Below are 14,560 nucleotides of genomic sequence, written 5' to 3'. Positions count from 1 at the left end.
CTCAGCTCCCCGTGGGACGCATGAGCGTGGCGGCGGTGCGCAACAGGATGCACACGTCCTGCCACAGCGACCAGTTGTCGATGTAGACGTTGTCGAACCGGAAGCGGTCCTCGATGGATGTGTCGCCGCGCAGCCCGTGGATCTGGGCGAGGCCGGTGATGCCGGCCCGCATACGGTGGCGAGCCGCGTAGCCGGGGTGGGACTCGCTGAACTGTGCGACGAAGTAGGGGCGTTCGGGCCGAGGTCCGACGAGACTCATGTCGCCCCGGAGCACGTTCCACAGCTGAAGGAGCTCATCGAGCGAGGTGCGCCGCAGCATGCGGCAGAACCGTCGCATCTCCTGTTCGTTCGCCACGCTCCACCGGGTCGCCGCCTCGTGCTCGTCCACGGGACGGTGGGTGCGGAACTTCAGCAGCGTGAACGGCTTCCCGTCCTTGCCGATGCGCTCCTGCCGGAACACCACCCCCGGCCCGTCGCTGATCCGCAGTGTCACCGCGCACACCAGCAACAGGGGGCTGACCAGCAGCAGCAGGGTCGCCGACACGAGGATGTCGAGCGCTCGTTTGCCCACGCTGCCGCGGGGCGTCGTCGTTCTCTCCAGACGCCGGCAGGAGAACCCGGCCAGTCGGTCCTTCGTCGCGTACGACGGAGAGTCGGCGTCCAGCTCCCAGACCACGCAACCCCGCTCGGTCAACGCACGCAGCAGCGGCCCCTGTTGGGCCCGTACGGAGGGGTGGACGGCCAGCACCGCCCGCACGCTGTTCTGGACGACCGCCCTCTCGACCTCTTCACCGGTCGTCAGAACCGGCAGGCCCCCGGCGCCGTCCTGTCGTTCGGCCACGATCCCCACCGGCCGTACCCCGCACCGAGGGTGCCGCAACACGGCGGCGGCCACGCGCTGCGCGGTCGCCGCCGGGCCGATGACGAGCGCGGTGCGCGGGTCGCGCAGCAGCGCGGCGCGCCACCTCGCGTGCACGGTTCCGCGCAGCGCGCAGCTCGCCGCCGCCTGCACGGCGAAGCCGACCAACAGGGTGCGCGTGGACAGCGCGTCGTCCGGCCGGTACGCCGCCACCAGCGCCGCGAGCGCCAGCCAGGCCACCGCTGTCCGGCGGCAGACGGCGGGCAGTTCATCGAGGATGCCCGGCACCGGCGGGCGCGCGTGGTGCGGGCGCAGCAGCAGCGACGCGGCCAACAGCAAGGCCGACGGGAGCGGGCGGAGCTGAGTCCCGGTCAGTGTCAGGGCACCCAGCAGGGCGGCCGTGCCGTCCGCGACGAGCAGGGGCACCGGCGAGGCCGACCGCGCGGGCCGCCTGTCGGCGGGGGACGGGGGACTCGGGACCGTGCGGCGCGACGGCATGACCGAGACGGGCGAGGATCCGTGATCCCGGGGCTGTGTGCCAGGGGAGGAGATGGTGCTATCCGCGGTCACGAGTGGATGGACTCCCTATGCTCCGTGGGCGCGACGCGGGGTGCGGGTCGCACGCCGATCAGATGGCGGTAGACGTCCGCAACCGCCTCGGCGGTGTGCCGCACGTCGTGCGAGGACAGGACGTACTGGAGCCCCTGGCGGCCGAGCGATGCGCGCAGCGGCGGGTCGAGCAGCAGTTCGGCGACGGCCCTGGCCAGCACCGCCGGGTTCTCCGGCGGCACCAGGCAGCGGGGAGCGAGTGAGGGAGGCAGGCTCTCGCGGGCTCCGTCGACGTCTGTGGCCACTACCGGCCGGCCGCAGGCCATCGCCTCCAGCGGGGCCAGCGCCATGCCCTCCCAACGGGACGGCAGAACGACGAGATCGGCGGCCTGGTACCAGGGGACGACGTCGGCGACGGCGCCCGCGAACAGCACGGACCTCGGCGCGCGCGCCCGAAGCCGGTCACGGTCCGGCCCGTCGCCGACCAGGATGAGACGCGCGCCGGGCACCCTGCGGGCGACGGTGCCCCACGCCCTCAGCAGGACGGACTGGCCCTTCTGCCGGCACAGCCGCCCTACACAGACGACGAGCGGCGCGGTGGGATCGACCTCGCGCAACGGCCTCAGCCCAGCCCGCACGGTACCGACGGGGGCGGGGCGGAATCGCTGCAGGTCCACGCCGTTGGGGATGACGCTCCACTGCCCGCTGATCCCGGCGTGCACGCCGGTCATGCGCTCCGCCTCGCTCACGCACACCACTTGGGAGGTCCAACGCATCCCCCACCGTTCCCACACCCGCGCGAGCGCCGAGGCGGCCCCGTCGGTGGCCTCGAACGACCAGGCATGCGGCTGGAACACGGTGGGGATCCTCCCCCGGACGGCGAGCCGCCCGGCGAGCCCGGCCTTCGCGCTGTGCGCGTGCACCAGATGAGGGCGCACTTCATCGATCACGCGTGCGAGATGTCGTACCTCCCGGACGAGTGACGGACCCGGTGACCGCGTCGCGTGCCAGGTCCGTACGTCCGCGCCCAGTCGCCGGAGCCCTGTGGCGAGCGCGCCGTCGGGGCAGGCCACCGTGACGGCCAGGCCGACTGTGAGCTGCGCCCGCACCAGGTCCGTCACGACGCGGGCGACCCCGCCGTCCACGGGCTGGGTGAGGTGCAGCACCCGCGATCGAGGGCCGGTTGATGACGTGTGCATGCGCGATGTCCTCGCTCACGGTGACGCTCGGGACGGGAGGGAAGACGCCTTACCGCTGGGCGTCGACGGCGACGAAGAGCACGCCGGCCCAGATCAGGTCCCGCTGGGAAGCGACTCGGAAGGCCAGTTGGTCGCCGCCGCGTCGCAGGCCTGTTCCGAGATCGAACACATCGGAGTCGTAGCCGAGGGTGCGGGCGAACGACGGCACCCGCTCCGGCTCGGGTGCTCCCGGTTCGCTGATCGTGGAGTTCAGGACGTCGTCGCCGGGATTGACGGGGTCGGTGAGGGTGGTGTCCTCGGTGCGCTGGGACAGCGGGGCGGAGGAGGTGCGGGTGGTCGTGAGGGTGAGGGTGTCGCCGGTCGCGCCGTGGTCGCCGTCGTACGTCACCAGGCCCGCCCGGCCGCCCGCGCCCGCCGGGAAGCGCATTCCGCGCAGCCGGATCTCCTGCCCCGCACCGTCCTTCAGCGCGTCGAAGCCGTCCCAGACGGCGAGGTGCCGCAACGGCTCCTCCGGGTTCTCGTACGCCACCACCAGCGTCCAGCCACCCCACGCGCCGGCCGTCGACCGTCCCATCGCCACGTTGACCTGTGCCACGGTGTACAGACCCGGCCCGTTCTCCCGCACCAGCCCGGTGACGTCCGCCGAGGCCTGGAAGGCGTCCGCGCCGTGCGCCACTCGATGGCCGACGACCGTGTCCGCGAGGACCTCCTTGTACTCCCCGCCCGGTTCGGCGACCAGCACCCGCCCGTTGTCCTTGGGCGGCTTCTGCTCGCCGACGCGCAGGTTGCCGCCCCAGTACAGCCGTGCGTGGCTGACCCGCGAGCCCTCGGGCAGACGGACCTCCGCGCGGGAGGAGTTGTAGGTGTTCGGGTCCGTGTCGACGTCGACGTACATCATGTCGAAGTCGCCGTTCACCCCGGTCCCGCCCTCGCGAGTGGCTGGGCAGGAACGCGCCGTCGACGGCAGGGATTCGTGGTTCGCCTGTGGCATACGGCAGCTGATGGAGACGTTGGCCGCGCGGACGATCCCGCCGTGCTGGAGGGCGTGGTACCGCTCGGCGAAGGGGAGACGGCCGGCCTCCTGCGGTGGCGCCGCGGCAGGCGCGACCGCCAGCGCACCGGCGGGAGCCCACATCCCGGCGAGGGCGAGGGCGCCCACTGTTGTACGGCGCAGCAGGAGGGCTAGGGAATTGCGCATGACCGGCGTTGCCCTTTCGGGAAGGCGGAGGTGTCAGGGCCAGCGAGAAGCGATGTGCGTGCTGTAGGGACGCGTCAAGAGATGCGCAAACCCTAGCCGCTATCGGACATAATCCCGCCAAACGGAACAAGTGTGTCGGATTGGTGAAGTTGTGGACTTCCTGGGCTCGCTGTGCCGGCGGTATCCCCTGGCAGGGCGGGCCCATGGCTTGAAGGCAGGCCGTCCTGCGTGGTCTGCCGGCACGGCGTAGCGCGCCCACCTGACTCCGTGGACCGGCAGGCCCGGTGACGCGTCGAAGGGTGCCCTGGTCGAGCCGCGCGCCGGCGCGACGCTGTTCCTTTTCGCTCTTCCTCGTGGCCCCTGCCGACTTTCGGAGTCAAATCCTTCAGAGGTCTCATATGAGTACTCGGCAATCTTCTGCACACGGGTTTCCGGACCGATCGGCGCTCGTTGTGCACGACGTCAGAATTCGCCCCGGCTACCCACATTGCCGAAGAAAGGAACGCCATGAAGTCCCTGAAGGCCGCCGCTGTCGTCACCGGGTCCCTGATCATCGCCGGTGCCGCCGCGCCCGCGTTCGCCCAGGGCGCCACCGACGTGGTGCACAAGAGCCTCAACAACGCGGCGAAGGCGCTCAACACGGGTCCCGTCCAGGTGCAGCCGCTGAAGGGGTCGGACGCGCTCGACGTCAAGGAGAAGAAGGAGTCGCTGCTGAGCGCGGTGGACCGCACGTCCACCTCCCTGGGCGACGGCACACTGCTGGGCGGTCTGCCGCACAAGAAGTGAGAACGTCCCCGGCCGCGATGCCCGCCGCGTCTTGATCCGGCGCTTCTGGCATTTCCCGGTGGTTGCTCCGAAGAGGCCGATTCCGCGCCGTGCGGTGTCGGCCTCTGCGTTGCCGGGAGTGTCCGTCGATCGTCGTACCACTGCGGTACCCGCATGCGGCGTGCCGGGTGGCGGCATGTCGATTATCTTCCTGCCGCCGGAGAGAACGAGGTGCCGGGCGTTTCTTCTGCGGCCGGATTCATTTCATAAAGGGTGAGTCTTGATGGATATGTTGGAGAATTATTTGTGCTGACTTACGAGTTGGGTGTGAAGTTCTGGACGAGGGTTTCGGAGCCTCCCTCGTGTGATCATGTCGGCGCGTATGCCCGGCTCGGGTGGCCGGTCGGCGGTCGTCGGGGTCGAGTCCAGGGGAAGCCGTGACCGGATCGGCGGACATCGGGCGGAGGCGGATGCTGCGGGGGTCGTTCGCGTCAGTGGCCGGGGTGGCGCTCGCGCCGTTCTTGGCGGCATCGGGGGAGACCGGACCGGAGGGGGCGTGGTTCCGCGAGACGTATCGCGGACGGCGCGTCGTCGGCATCGCGGACGACGCCGGGCGGTCGGGCGACGACGTCTCCGGCGCGTGGCACGTCACTGTCGACGGGCGGCCGCTGCACCTCATGCGTCGCGCCGACGGCAGCTGGATGACCATGGTCGACCACTACCAGTCGTATCCGACGCCACTCGCCGCGGCGCGCGCGGCCGTGGACGAACTCGGCCCCACCGCGCGGTTGGGCACGTCGGGCGGAACCGGCAGCCGCATGGACGACAGCGGTACGCCGAACGGCGGCCAGGGAACCGAGGGGGATCACCACCATGGTGTACACGCGTAAGGACGTCAGCACGCTCACCCCCTCCGAGCGGCGCCGGTTCGTCATCGCGCTGATCGAGGTCAAACGCCGTGGTGAGTACGACGAGTTCGTCCGCATGCACATCCAGTACTTCCTCCCCGACGGCGAGAACGGCCCGCGCACGGCCCACATGGCGCCCTCCTTCCTGCCCTGGCACCGCAAATTCGTGCTGGACCTGGAACGGGCGCTGCGCCGCGTGGACGAGTCGGTGACCGTGCCGTACTGGGACTGGACGCGCGACCGCGCCTCGACGGCGGTGCCGTGGACCGAGGATCTGCTCGGGGGCACCGGGCGGCGTTCCGACCGGCAGGTCATGAGCGGCCCCTTCGCCTACCGCCATGGCCAGTGGACCATCACGGAGGGGATCACCGACGTCGAGTACCTCATGCGGGACCTGGGCCGCTCCCGGGACCCGATCGCTCTGCCCACGGCCAGGGACGTGGAGGGAGCACTCGCGGACCCGGTCTATGACACGGCTCCCTGGAACTCCACATCGGCCAAAGGGTTCCGCAACAAGCTGGAGGGGTGGGGGCCGGGGCAGGGTGTCAAGTCCTGGCGCAACCACAACCGGGTCCACCGGTGGGTCGGCGGCCACATGGTGACCGGCGCCTCCGTCAACGACCCCGTCTTCTGGATGCACCACGCCTTCGTCGACCTGGTGTGGTCCCGCTGGCAGCGGCGGCACCGGAACACCCGCTATCTCCCCGCGAAGCCGCCTGGCCGGGGGGATGCTCAGCGCGGCCGGGTCGTCGCGCGGCACGAGACGATGCCGCCGTGGGACGTGACCCCGGAGGACCTGGAGGATCACAGTGCGATCTATCGGTACGCGTAACGTCACTCGCTGTGATCGTCTGGAATGAGGGAGCGAGGGAGGGACCTATCGGAGGCCGCGGCGGTCAAGGCGGTGGATGAGGCCGGGGCGGCGCTGGTAGTCCTCGCGCAGATTGATGAGGCGCTGTCGGAAGTCTGTGCTCCGTCCAGTGTGGGCGTACGCGTCGCGTAGCTCCGCGAGCAGGGTGACCGCCTGTTCGCAGGCGTTGGTCTTCTTGGTGGCGATGTGCGCCTCGATCAGCTGCCAGGCGGATTCGGCCTCGCTCGCGAGGGCGGTCAGGCGCTGGGCGCCGGCTGCGGCTCGTTCGTGTTCGACGCGCTGTCGGCGTCCGGCGCGTCGTGTGTGGGCGGCGTCCAGGAGCTGGGCGGCGGAACGGTGCCCGGTGACGGTGGCCGGGGCAGTGGTGCCGCGCAGGCGGTGCAGGAGTTCGGTGCGCAACCGGGGCTCCGGGCCGAGGGCGAGCCGTAGCAGCAGAGCGTCCTTCTCCTTCTGGGGCAGAGCGGCGATGAGCGGAGCGAGTTCCTTCTTCGTGGGCCTGGCCGACGTCTTGGGTACGGCAGGGCTGGCCTGGGCCGCGACCGCCAACAGATCGCCATCCACGCGCAGGAGGTCCGCGAGCGCGCTGCGGGGCGGTCAGCTCGCCGAGCCTGGCCGGGACGGGCGGCTCCGGGCAGGTCTGGTGCTCCTCTTCGTCTCGTCTTCGAGTTCCCAGGCGGCGAGTGCGGAGAGCCAGGCGAGGTGGAGGGGGCGCAGGTCGCCGATGGCGAGTTCGTCGCGTACGCCGATGAGGGCGGCCAGTGAGTCGTCGGCGCCCTCGGCCCAGTCGCCGCCCTCGTCCTCGCTGGTGAGGTCGAGCAGGAGGTGGGCGCGGGTGGTCCAGGCGTCGACGTGGTGGTCGAGGCAGTACGGCTTCACCGTGGGCAGGGTCAGGGCATACCTGGGGAGGCGGAGCATCAGGCGGTGGGTGCCCCAGTTGGTGGCGTACAGGTGGGCGTCGAAGTAGCGCTCGACCATGCGGCGCGGATTCCCGCTCAGGCAACCCCAGTTGTAGGTGTTGGTGAAGCTGGTGGCGGTGATCCGGGCCCGGGTGGAGATGGCCCGCAGCTGCTCCTGCTCCTCTGGACTGAGCGGACGGTCGAGGGCCTGGAACTCGTCATCCTGGTACTCGCTCGCACGGCGGACCCCAGCGCCGCCGCAGGCGGGTTCGGACGAGGAGGTGCCACGGCGGCGGAGCCGACCGGACGCCGCACTCAAACGCCGTAGGCGAGCCGTAGCGGGGCCGTGACGGTGTGGACCGAGCGGGTGATGGATCACGCTGCGAGAACGGAGCCCGCGGCCGTGCTGCAGCCGGCCGCCGAGGACAGGCTGCGGTGCGGCGACAAGACGAAGCGCCCCTCCGCGGCCCCCTCCGCCCGTTGGGCGAGGTCCTCACCGGCGAGGACTTCTACGAGGGCGAGGCGGTCAGGGCCTTCGCCTGGCCGCCAGACGGTGCCGTATTTGGGCGAGTAGCCCCGCGGGCGTGAACGAGGCATGGACCGACCACGCGCTGAAGGCACTCCGCGCTGCCTGCCACGCCGCGGACGGCCCGTCCCTGCTCGCCCTGCTGCGTACGCATGACCCCGTCGACTCCCCGGCACTCGTCGCGGGTTGGCGCCGAGGAGGCCGCTGACTGCGCGGGGCTGGTCAGGGGCAGGCTCCACCCCGCGCGCGGCGTCTGGCGAGGATCGCCGGGCCCCGTGGCTCTTGAGCAGGAGAACCAGCCATGTTCTGGGTGCCCCGTAGGGCTCGAACCTGTGACTGGCCGCTCACCTGTCGATCCCTGGTCGAGGAGCCGTGACCTGCGGTTTTCCCCAGCTTGAGCGGGATTCGGCCGACTCGGCTCTTCCTCGCTTCTCCAGCGGCACACGACCACGAGCGCTGCGGCCGGGCGAAAGCGGCGCTGACCTGCGACGATGCCCAGGCAGGACTGACCATGGTTGGCGCCCCCGGCAGGACTCGAACCTGCGGCCAAGCGCTTAGAAGGCGCTTGAGCCGACCATCGGATGGGCGGGCCTGACCTGGCCGTTTCCGGGCGCTGAGTGTGGACGTTCGGCGACTTCGACACGCATTCGACCGACGAGGATACGAACGCGCTTCGGCTACGTCCACGCATCCCGGGTGCACTTGGATGTCAGCGGAACAGCTGCGGCACTGGGCAGGCCTCCAACGGCTCCTCCGGCCGGTCGGCCCAGCCCCACCAGACATGCCGACCGGCACATCTCCACAGCGACCGGCAGGTGCGTCGGCCGTCGTCCTCTCGCTTGGACAGTAGGAGGCCACCGAACTCCATGGGCTGGCTGCAATCGGGGCAGGCCGGGGCGTCGTTGGTCATACGGCGCACACTAGTGCTGGTGACCGCATGGGTTCACCGGGTTGAGGTGGAGTCGCGCCACGACGCAACCGTGCCTGGCAGGATCTCCCGCATGTTCGAAGAGAAGCTGGACGCGCTGGCACAGATGATGGCCGAGCATATGGCCGCGCCGTTCCCTCCGGGCTTCCGCGGCCTGTCCATCGAAGGCCGGGACATGGTGCTGCTTGATGCGGACTCCTACGCCTACGCGGCCGTTGTCCTCGAAGGCCCGCTCGATGAGCGGCGTCGGGCTGGCTTGAGCAGGCTCACAGCGGCGTTCGAAAAGGTACTTCCCGCGATCGGCGACGAGTACGGGGCCAAGTACTACACACACGTGCGCGACATGGCCGTGCTGGCGGCCGAAATTGAGACCTTGCGCGACAAGCAGAACTCCGACCGCCACGACGACCAGTCGGCGAACCTACGCGCCCACAGTGCTACCGGTTGATCGGGATCTCATAGACGATCTCGCAGTGCGCGGCGGGCACCACGATGTCCGCGGTTTCCACGGGCCGCCCCTCGTCGCTGTAGTACGTCCGCCGGATGTGCGTGACGAGCGCTGCCTTCTGGACGCCGAGAAGCGACGCCTCCTCGGCGGTCGCCTGCCGCGGCTCCGGCTGCTCCACGGCGTGGCTGACGGTGATGCCGATTGCGGCCATGCGGTTCACGACACCCGCCCCGGCGTGCGGCCCTCCCTCGGGGAGGACGACGAGTGTGCCGGCCGTGAGGTCGTACGGCTCCCAACTCGTCGAGAGTTGCATGGGCCTGCCGTTGGCAAGGAACTCGTACGCCGTTCGGACGCACAGGTCGCCTTCGGAGATTCCGAGACGCGCCGCGATCTCCACTGGTGCCGACACCTTGGCATCGGTCCGGCTCTCCCAATCCCCTTGCCTGCCGGCAGCCCTCATGTCCACGCGGAACGGGGACCCGTCGGGCTGCTCTCGCGCCGATGAGCGGACGACCCGCACCCGGCGCCTGGGCTCGGCGACGTACGTGCCGGAACCGGCCCGGCCCTCCAACACGCCCTGGGAGATCAGCAACTCCTGTGCTCGGCGCACCACGTTCTCACCCACGCCGCACTCATGGCCGATCTGCGCACGGGACGGCAGGCGATCCCCTGGCCCCCAGACGTGCTCCGCGATCCGCCGCCGGAGTTCGTCGGCGATACGGAGATAGGGCGGCTGCTCAGACATATGGAAAATCTAGTCCACTAGCTCTAATCTAGTTAACTAGCTTCACTCAAAGTGATCGCTGGTGACGGAGGCTGCCCTGTGCCCGCTTCGGGAGTTAGCGCGGCGACCCTCGCCGCCCGGCTGTCCGCCCTCGGGCTGCTCACGCGAGTGGAGGAACACCCTCGGCACACGTCGGTGGAAGCGGAGGTGCCGGACGTGCTCTCCGCCGAGTCATGGCGGGAGGTCCTGGACGTGGTGGCGGAGGCCGATCGATTCGGCCTCCTGGCCACCAGCATGAACGGCCGCACCCTCTGGGCGGTCGTACGCAAAGCGGTCCCCTCGACGGGCGATGTCGGGGGACCGGGCCATCAGCGATAGGAGCTGAGCAGCGTGCTCAACCGTATCCGCCGTGCCGTCTCGCTCACCAGAGAGCGGTACTTCCCCAGGGGCAGGCACCGCCGCCCCTTAACGGCCTCCGGGCCGTCGGCCACCCCCGCCTCCTCCCTGTCTTCGGACAGGACGACGGCCGCCCGCTGGCGTGTCTCCGACGACGCGGACCACCGGCAAACGCTCAGGGGGGAGGACACCGCGCTCGTCCGCCCGTACGTACTGGCCTGGGAGAAGCGCGTGAGGACACGCGAAGTGGTCGTCGCCCCACATCTGCCGGCCGACGCGTGGTCGGCCCTGATGGGGGTGCACTGATGCCTTCCCGTCGACAGCCCCGCGTCACGGACACCTCGGCCGTCCCCTACCGCTCGACCGCATGCCGGATCGGCACCCACGACTCCTGCGCGGAGTCCTCCCCGGCCTCGGCGCCGGTTGACCTTCCGGTGGTCTACGAAGCGTGCGACTGCCCGTGCCATTCGGTGTCCGGCCAGATGAAGCCCTCGGAGGTGCAGCGGTGAGGGAGCGGGTGCCCGTCGGCACGCTGGCATCCAACGTCGAGGTGACCGCCGCCACCGTGCAACGCGGCGACATCATCCAACTCGGAGGCCGGGCGTGCCGGGTGCAAGATCTCTTCCAGCTCTCCCAGGGTGCGAAGCAAATCCTCTTCGACTCAGGCGAGTTGCTGACCATACACACGCGGACCCGGCTCGTCGCCGTGCGGATGCTGAGAAGGCGGTGACCCGGTCCGTGCCCTCTCGCCATCACGACATCGCCGACGATCTCCGGCACCAGATCACGACCGGCCACCTCAAGCCTGGCGAACGGCTCACGTCCGAAACCGACTTGGCCGACCGGTACAAGGCCAGCACAGTGACACTGCGGAGGGCCCTCGCGGTGCTCCAGGGCGAAGGCATAGTCGAGAAGATCCACGGCAAGGGCAACTTCGTCCGCTGCCCCCTCCGCCGGATCATGTACGTCGGTGGTTGGGGGACGCTGGACCCGTGGACCGCCGCCGAAGCAGCCCTGCGCGTCACCGTTCGCACCGCCACGGTTCAGGCTGACGGACACTTGACGACCTTGCTGAGGGTGCCGACGGGCAGCCCGCTCGCGGAGTTCTTCTGCGTCAGCCACGAGGGGGAGTCACCGCACGGACTGGCCCGTATCTACGTCCCGCGCGACCTGGCGCCGGCCGGAGTGCTCAACGACGAATCCCCGTGCCCGGAGGCAGCCAAGAGATTCGCCGTACTCGTCCCTCCGCCGGCCACTGTCCGGGAAACGCTCTGCGCCCGTCCGCCGACGCCGGACGAGGCATCGACCCTACGAACCAACCCCGTCACGCCAGTTCTGGCGATCACGCGCGTCGCAACCGACACCACCGGCCGCGTGGTCGAGGCGGCCCTTCTGGTTTTCCCAGGGGATCGAGCCGACGCGGTTTTCACCACCCACCACACGTCCGACGAGAGGCAGACGCCAGGATGACAACACAGAACGAACTGCGCCTTCTCCCGTGGTCGGGCCCGGAGGGCAAGCCCTGCTACCTGAGCACGGATGACAAGGGCGGCTACATGTCCCGCCTGGCGGACAACATCGAAGCGCAGCAACTCGGCACAGCTGCACTCCTGTTGGAGCACGCCTCAGACACCCTCGACGACCAGGATGCGAACGCGGAGGACCTGCGACGGTTGACCGGGGAACTGACCGCGACCCTCCGGAACGTGCTCCGTGTCGCAACCAGCCGCGGTCACCTCCTGGAGGTGAGTGAACCGCCCCGCTTCTGAAACAGCGGCCGCAAGCAACGTCTGCCGCCAACAACCCTCCGTTTCAACCGGGGAGGGGAGCCCGAGCATGACTCGGGCTCCCCTCCCCGCCGCGTTATGCCGGCTACCGCTGAAACTGCAGGCACCGGAGCGACTTGCTCCGACAGCCGGTTCAAGTCGAAGCACTGCAACGGCTCCGGAGGCCCTCTGGCACGCGGGTAACGCAGCAGGTCACGGCGCTGCACGTGACTGATCTGGCGGGACCAGTCCGCGGATAGTCCACGGCCGACTGAGCACCGCTTTGGCCGCCGTTGAGTGGCCTCGGGCGCCCTCGCACGGTCAGAGGCGGCCCAGCAGTGCTTGCCCCGCCGAGCGCATCGAATCCCGTTGCCCACCAAGCGACGCCCGAACTCTCGGCTGAGGGGCAGTGTGGTCTGGGCTGGTCCGGTGGTCGCCTGAGGTCATTGGCGCTGGGTGCGGTTGCGGTGATTGCCGTACTCTGCGCGCTGTCCGTTGCCGGAGCCTGAGCGTTCGCCGGCATAAATACCGGTGATGCTGCCTGGTGAGTTCCATTTCAACAATTATGGCATCGCCGCTATCACTCGCGGGCACCGCACTATCGGCGTAAAATCTGCACCGGAACAATCCCACATGATGCGCTTTGAGCTGTGGCAGGGCGGCGAGATCAGGCGTACCGTGGACTTTAAAGTTCCTTCCAATCGGGTGCGTATTGATTCGTCGTTCTACATCCTATCCGTGAGCCTTTCCGATGCTCCACATCTACCGGACTGTTGACGATGAAGGAAAGCCACTCGCCCCGGATTAGAAACCGAGAGTCCATCATGCGTACTATTTTGATACCCCCTGAGCAACTGGGGACAATTGCTACTGTCCCTCAGTGCATAGACAATCAATTCATTTCATCCAGGATGTACGCAAATATCGCAGGACGGCACAGCTTGAGGAGCATTATTGACGGGATGCTCAGCAATGCCGAGAGTCCTCTTATTGATGAATATAATCGAGCGCAACGAGTTGAGTACCTCAGGAGCGCCCTCTATTCGCGCAGTGTAGTCATAAATCGTAGCGCATTCTGGAATAATCCAGTTCTCATTTCCTCGGCCCTGGGGACTGAACGTGAGGGTCTTTCGAAGCTCCTTGCATCAGGAGTCCTCATCCCCTACCTGTTCAAAGAGAGAAATTTCGATGAATTGCCTGACTTTACGGTACTTCCGAGGGGCAAGGAGGCTATCACCACTTTGGCGCAGGACCCACTTCTATCAGAACTTAGATGTGTCCGGCTGTCACTGGACGACGATGAAAATAATTTGCTAACGGAAGCCATGGCCGAGGAGTTCCGTGGCCAGATTTCTCAGCCGCTCACGGCTTCAGACCCAAACAAGAAGTTCACCCGGATTGCGCTCATTCTTCTTGAAGAAGAGAGGGATACCGACCCACGGAGAGTTGCGGAATTGGCTGGCAGGCTGCGCTCGCTTGCAGAATGGACCAGGAAGGAGAAGCCAAATCGGAATGAGATATACAGGCGCTTCATAGTCATGGGAGACGACCCATCGACTGGACTCTACAAGCCAGAGGAAAGAAGAAGTTGGTTGCAGCCGTGGAAAAAGAATAAGAATTTTACGTTCGAGACTAAGAAGTGGGTAGACCTCGTCTACAATAACAACCTTCCTCGCTTCTTGCAGACGCTGACATTCACACCGCAGGGATTTCCGACGCCTCTGGATGTCGGGCTGACCTGGGCTCTTGCGGCGAAGAATAGAGCACGGCCGGCTGTCGGCTCGGCGGATCCGGTGCTCGAGGAAATAATCGATCGCGCAGATCGCGGAGCAACTTGGCAGATGTGGAATGCCATTCAAGCTAACGCTAACCTGGCAATGCCGTCCCCCCATCAACTGACGCACCAGGATATTGTGGATATCCGGGAATGGGATGACTGGAAGAATATGGTGGGCGAGCTTGAGAAGAGCCTAGACGAGCCATTGAGTTCAACCGCTCTGCAAGACTTCCAGGCAGCGTATGATGTATTTCTGCAACGTTTGAACTGCTGGTGGCTTGCAGGACACGCTGAGGCCCGTAAAGACTTTGCTGCGGGCGTGGCAAAAGTTTACAGAATAGCTAACTGGATAATCGGTCTTGTGCGTATAGGGGCGGCAGTTTTCCCAATTCTACCCCCGCCGAATATTCACCTCCCTCAACTGCCCCCGGATGCTGCGGTCAAGCTGGTTGTTGAGACAGGATTCTATCTATTCGACCGAGGAAGAATTGACTTTAAGCGGTCGCAACTCGTAAATTCGATGAAGTCAGTCCAGACTGTGACGCTTGATCGATTGCGCGAGACTGAACGGGTTCTTCAATCTCTGTACCCGGAACTGGAATCAGGTACCGGAATTTACCCGTACCCGGGCCGCGATCTATCTGCTCCGCCAGCGACCAACGAATCAACCGTCTGACCCCTTGGATGGAGCGGTATAGGATGAGCGAGCTAAGGGCTTTGACTAAGTACCTAAAGCTGATGCGGAGACAT

At 67.5% G+C, this 14,560-nt stretch carries 18 protein-coding genes and 1 tRNA gene; 12 read left to right on the top strand and 7 right to left on the bottom strand.

What is annotated here, in order from left to right; all coding sequences use genetic code 11:
- Position 1: 1 nt before the first annotated feature.
- Genes JIX55_RS18825 through JIX55_RS18815 form a run of 3 tightly spaced genes read right to left on the bottom strand, consistent with a single transcriptional unit; the run spans position 2 to position 3,805 of the window.
- A complete protein-coding gene (locus JIX55_RS18825) occupies positions 2-1,429 on the bottom strand; it encodes an exopolysaccharide biosynthesis polyprenyl glycosylphosphotransferase (RefSeq protein ID WP_257564472.1) in 1,428 nt (475 codons plus the stop codon).
- Positions 1,426-2,607, bottom strand: coding sequence for a glycosyltransferase (locus JIX55_RS18820; RefSeq protein ID WP_257564471.1), 1,182 nt, complete (start codon positions 2,605-2,607; stop codon positions 1,426-1,428). Before JIX55_RS18820 ends, JIX55_RS18825 begins: the two co-directional genes overlap by 4 nt.
- Positions 2,608-2,656: 49 nt before the next feature.
- Positions 2,657-3,805, bottom strand: coding sequence for a DUF3344 domain-containing protein (locus JIX55_RS18815; protein WP_257564470.1), 1,149 nt, complete (start codon positions 3,803-3,805; stop codon positions 2,657-2,659).
- Between the two features lie 507 nt (positions 3,806-4,312).
- Here JIX55_RS18815 and JIX55_RS18810 point away from each other — a divergent pair.
- The 3 genes from JIX55_RS18810 to JIX55_RS18800 all read left to right on the top strand — a co-directional run bounded on the left by JIX55_RS18810 (position 4,313) and on the right by JIX55_RS18800 (position 6,310).
- Complete coding sequence (locus JIX55_RS18810) at positions 4,313-4,591, top strand: hypothetical protein (RefSeq protein WP_257564469.1); 279 nt, start codon at positions 4,313-4,315, stop codon at positions 4,589-4,591.
- Between the two features lie 416 nt (positions 4,592-5,007).
- Complete coding sequence (locus JIX55_RS18805) at positions 5,008-5,460, top strand: tyrosinase family oxidase copper chaperone (protein ID WP_443046453.1); 453 nt, start codon at positions 5,008-5,010, stop codon at positions 5,458-5,460.
- A complete protein-coding gene (locus tag JIX55_RS18800) occupies positions 5,444-6,310 on the top strand; it encodes a tyrosinase family protein (RefSeq protein ID WP_257564468.1) in 867 nt (288 codons plus the stop codon). Before JIX55_RS18805 ends, JIX55_RS18800 begins: the two co-directional genes overlap by 17 nt.
- Positions 6,311-6,355: 45 nt before the next feature.
- Here JIX55_RS18800 and JIX55_RS18795 read toward each other — a convergent pair whose 3' ends face one another.
- Together JIX55_RS18795 and JIX55_RS18790 are read right to left on the bottom strand one after the other, a co-directional pair.
- Complete coding sequence (locus JIX55_RS18795; RefSeq protein ID WP_257564467.1) at positions 6,356-6,910, bottom strand: hypothetical protein; 555 nt, start codon at positions 6,908-6,910, stop codon at positions 6,356-6,358.
- 33 nt (positions 6,911-6,943) lie between these two features.
- Positions 6,944-7,564: a hypothetical protein gene (locus tag JIX55_RS18790; RefSeq protein ID WP_257564466.1), complete on the bottom strand. Its 621-nt coding sequence runs from the start codon at positions 7,562-7,564 to the stop codon at positions 6,944-6,946.
- Positions 7,565-7,829: 265 nt separating this feature from the next.
- Here JIX55_RS18790 and JIX55_RS18785 point away from each other — a divergent pair, with 265 nt between their 5' ends.
- Positions 7,830-7,979 carry a hypothetical protein gene (locus tag JIX55_RS18785; RefSeq protein ID WP_257564465.1) on the top strand — a complete coding sequence of 50 codons (150 nt, stop codon included), beginning with the start codon at positions 7,830-7,832 and terminating at the stop codon, positions 7,977-7,979.
- Between the two features lie 308 nt (positions 7,980-8,287).
- Here JIX55_RS18785 and JIX55_RS18780 read toward each other — a convergent pair.
- A tRNA-Ser gene (locus JIX55_RS18780) sits at positions 8,288-8,385 on the bottom strand.
- A gap of 387 nt (positions 8,386-8,772) precedes the next feature.
- Between JIX55_RS18780 and JIX55_RS18775 the strand changes: the two genes are divergently transcribed.
- On the top strand, positions 8,773-9,147 hold the full coding sequence (locus JIX55_RS18775; protein ID WP_257564464.1) for a hypothetical protein: 375 nt from the start codon (positions 8,773-8,775) through the stop codon (positions 9,145-9,147).
- On the opposite strand, the gene JIX55_RS18770 is transcribed toward JIX55_RS18775, so the two are convergent.
- The gene (locus JIX55_RS18770; protein ID WP_257564463.1) at positions 9,137-9,892 is read right to left on the bottom strand and encodes a GntR family transcriptional regulator; all 756 of its coding nucleotides are present in this window, start codon (positions 9,890-9,892) and stop codon (positions 9,137-9,139) included. The genes JIX55_RS18775 and JIX55_RS18770 overlap by 11 nt on opposite strands.
- A gap of 78 nt (positions 9,893-9,970) precedes the next feature.
- Between JIX55_RS18770 and JIX55_RS18765 the strand changes: the two genes are divergently transcribed.
- The 7 genes from JIX55_RS18765 to JIX55_RS18740 all read left to right on the top strand — a co-directional run bounded on the left by JIX55_RS18765 (position 9,971) and on the right by JIX55_RS18740 (position 14,486).
- Positions 9,971-10,249, top strand: a complete 279-nt coding sequence (locus JIX55_RS18765) for a hypothetical protein (RefSeq protein WP_257564462.1) — start codon at positions 9,971-9,973, stop codon at positions 10,247-10,249.
- A 12-nt stretch (positions 10,250-10,261) separates the two neighbouring features.
- Positions 10,262-10,573 carry a hypothetical protein gene (locus JIX55_RS51460; protein WP_443046452.1) on the top strand — a complete coding sequence of 104 codons (312 nt, stop codon included), beginning with the start codon at positions 10,262-10,264 and terminating at the stop codon, positions 10,571-10,573.
- A 199-nt stretch (positions 10,574-10,772) separates the two neighbouring features.
- Positions 10,773-10,997 carry a hypothetical protein gene (locus JIX55_RS18760; RefSeq protein ID WP_257564461.1) on the top strand — a complete coding sequence of 75 codons (225 nt, stop codon included), beginning with the start codon at positions 10,773-10,775 and terminating at the stop codon, positions 10,995-10,997.
- Entirely contained in the window at positions 10,994-11,737 is a 744-nt protein-coding gene (locus JIX55_RS18755; RefSeq protein WP_257564460.1) for a GntR family transcriptional regulator, read from the top strand. The genes JIX55_RS18760 and JIX55_RS18755 overlap by 4 nt, the downstream gene beginning before the upstream one ends.
- Positions 11,734-12,036 carry a hypothetical protein gene (locus tag JIX55_RS18750; RefSeq protein ID WP_257564459.1) on the top strand — a complete coding sequence of 101 codons (303 nt, stop codon included), beginning with the start codon at positions 11,734-11,736 and terminating at the stop codon, positions 12,034-12,036. The genes JIX55_RS18755 and JIX55_RS18750 overlap by 4 nt, the downstream gene beginning before the upstream one ends.
- 531 nt (positions 12,037-12,567) lie before the next feature.
- Positions 12,568-12,810, top strand: a complete 243-nt coding sequence (locus JIX55_RS18745; RefSeq protein ID WP_257564458.1) for a hypothetical protein — start codon at positions 12,568-12,570, stop codon at positions 12,808-12,810.
- A gap of 185 nt (positions 12,811-12,995) precedes the next feature.
- A complete protein-coding gene (locus tag JIX55_RS18740; RefSeq protein WP_257564457.1) occupies positions 12,996-14,486 on the top strand; it encodes a hypothetical protein in 1,491 nt (496 codons plus the stop codon).
- Positions 14,487-14,560 lie beyond the last annotated feature (74 nt).

Origin of the sequence: Streptomyces sp. DSM 40750, assembly GCF_024612035.1 — a bacterium.
In the GTDB taxonomy this organism is placed as follows: domain Bacteria; phylum Actinomycetota; class Actinomycetes; order Streptomycetales; family Streptomycetaceae; genus Streptomyces.
This window is presented reverse-complemented; position numbering and strand designations above follow the sequence as displayed.

Coding starts and splice junctions, on each gene's coding strand:
- JIX55_RS18745 (WP_257564458.1), top strand. CDS start 12,568: ATGCTGCCTGGTGAGTTCCATTTCAACAATTATGGCATCGCCGCTATC.
- JIX55_RS18800 (WP_257564468.1), top strand. CDS start 5,444: ATGGTGTACACGCGTAAGGACGTCAGCACGCTCACCCCCTCCGAGCGG.
- JIX55_RS18770 (WP_257564463.1), bottom strand. CDS start 9,892: ATGTCTGAGCAGCCGCCCTATCTCCGTATCGCCGACGAACTCCGGCGG.
- JIX55_RS18740 (WP_257564457.1), top strand. CDS start 12,996: ATGCTCAGCAATGCCGAGAGTCCTCTTATTGATGAATATAATCGAGCG.
- JIX55_RS18750 (WP_257564459.1), top strand. CDS start 11,734: ATGACAACACAGAACGAACTGCGCCTTCTCCCGTGGTCGGGCCCGGAG.
- JIX55_RS18820 (WP_257564471.1), bottom strand. CDS start 2,607: ATGCACACGTCATCAACCGGCCCTCGATCGCGGGTGCTGCACCTCACC.
- JIX55_RS18810 (WP_257564469.1), top strand. CDS start 4,313: ATGAAGTCCCTGAAGGCCGCCGCTGTCGTCACCGGGTCCCTGATCATC.
- JIX55_RS18775 (WP_257564464.1), top strand. CDS start 8,773: ATGTTCGAAGAGAAGCTGGACGCGCTGGCACAGATGATGGCCGAGCAT.
- JIX55_RS18815 (WP_257564470.1), bottom strand. CDS start 3,805: ATGCGCAATTCCCTAGCCCTCCTGCTGCGCCGTACAACAGTGGGCGCC.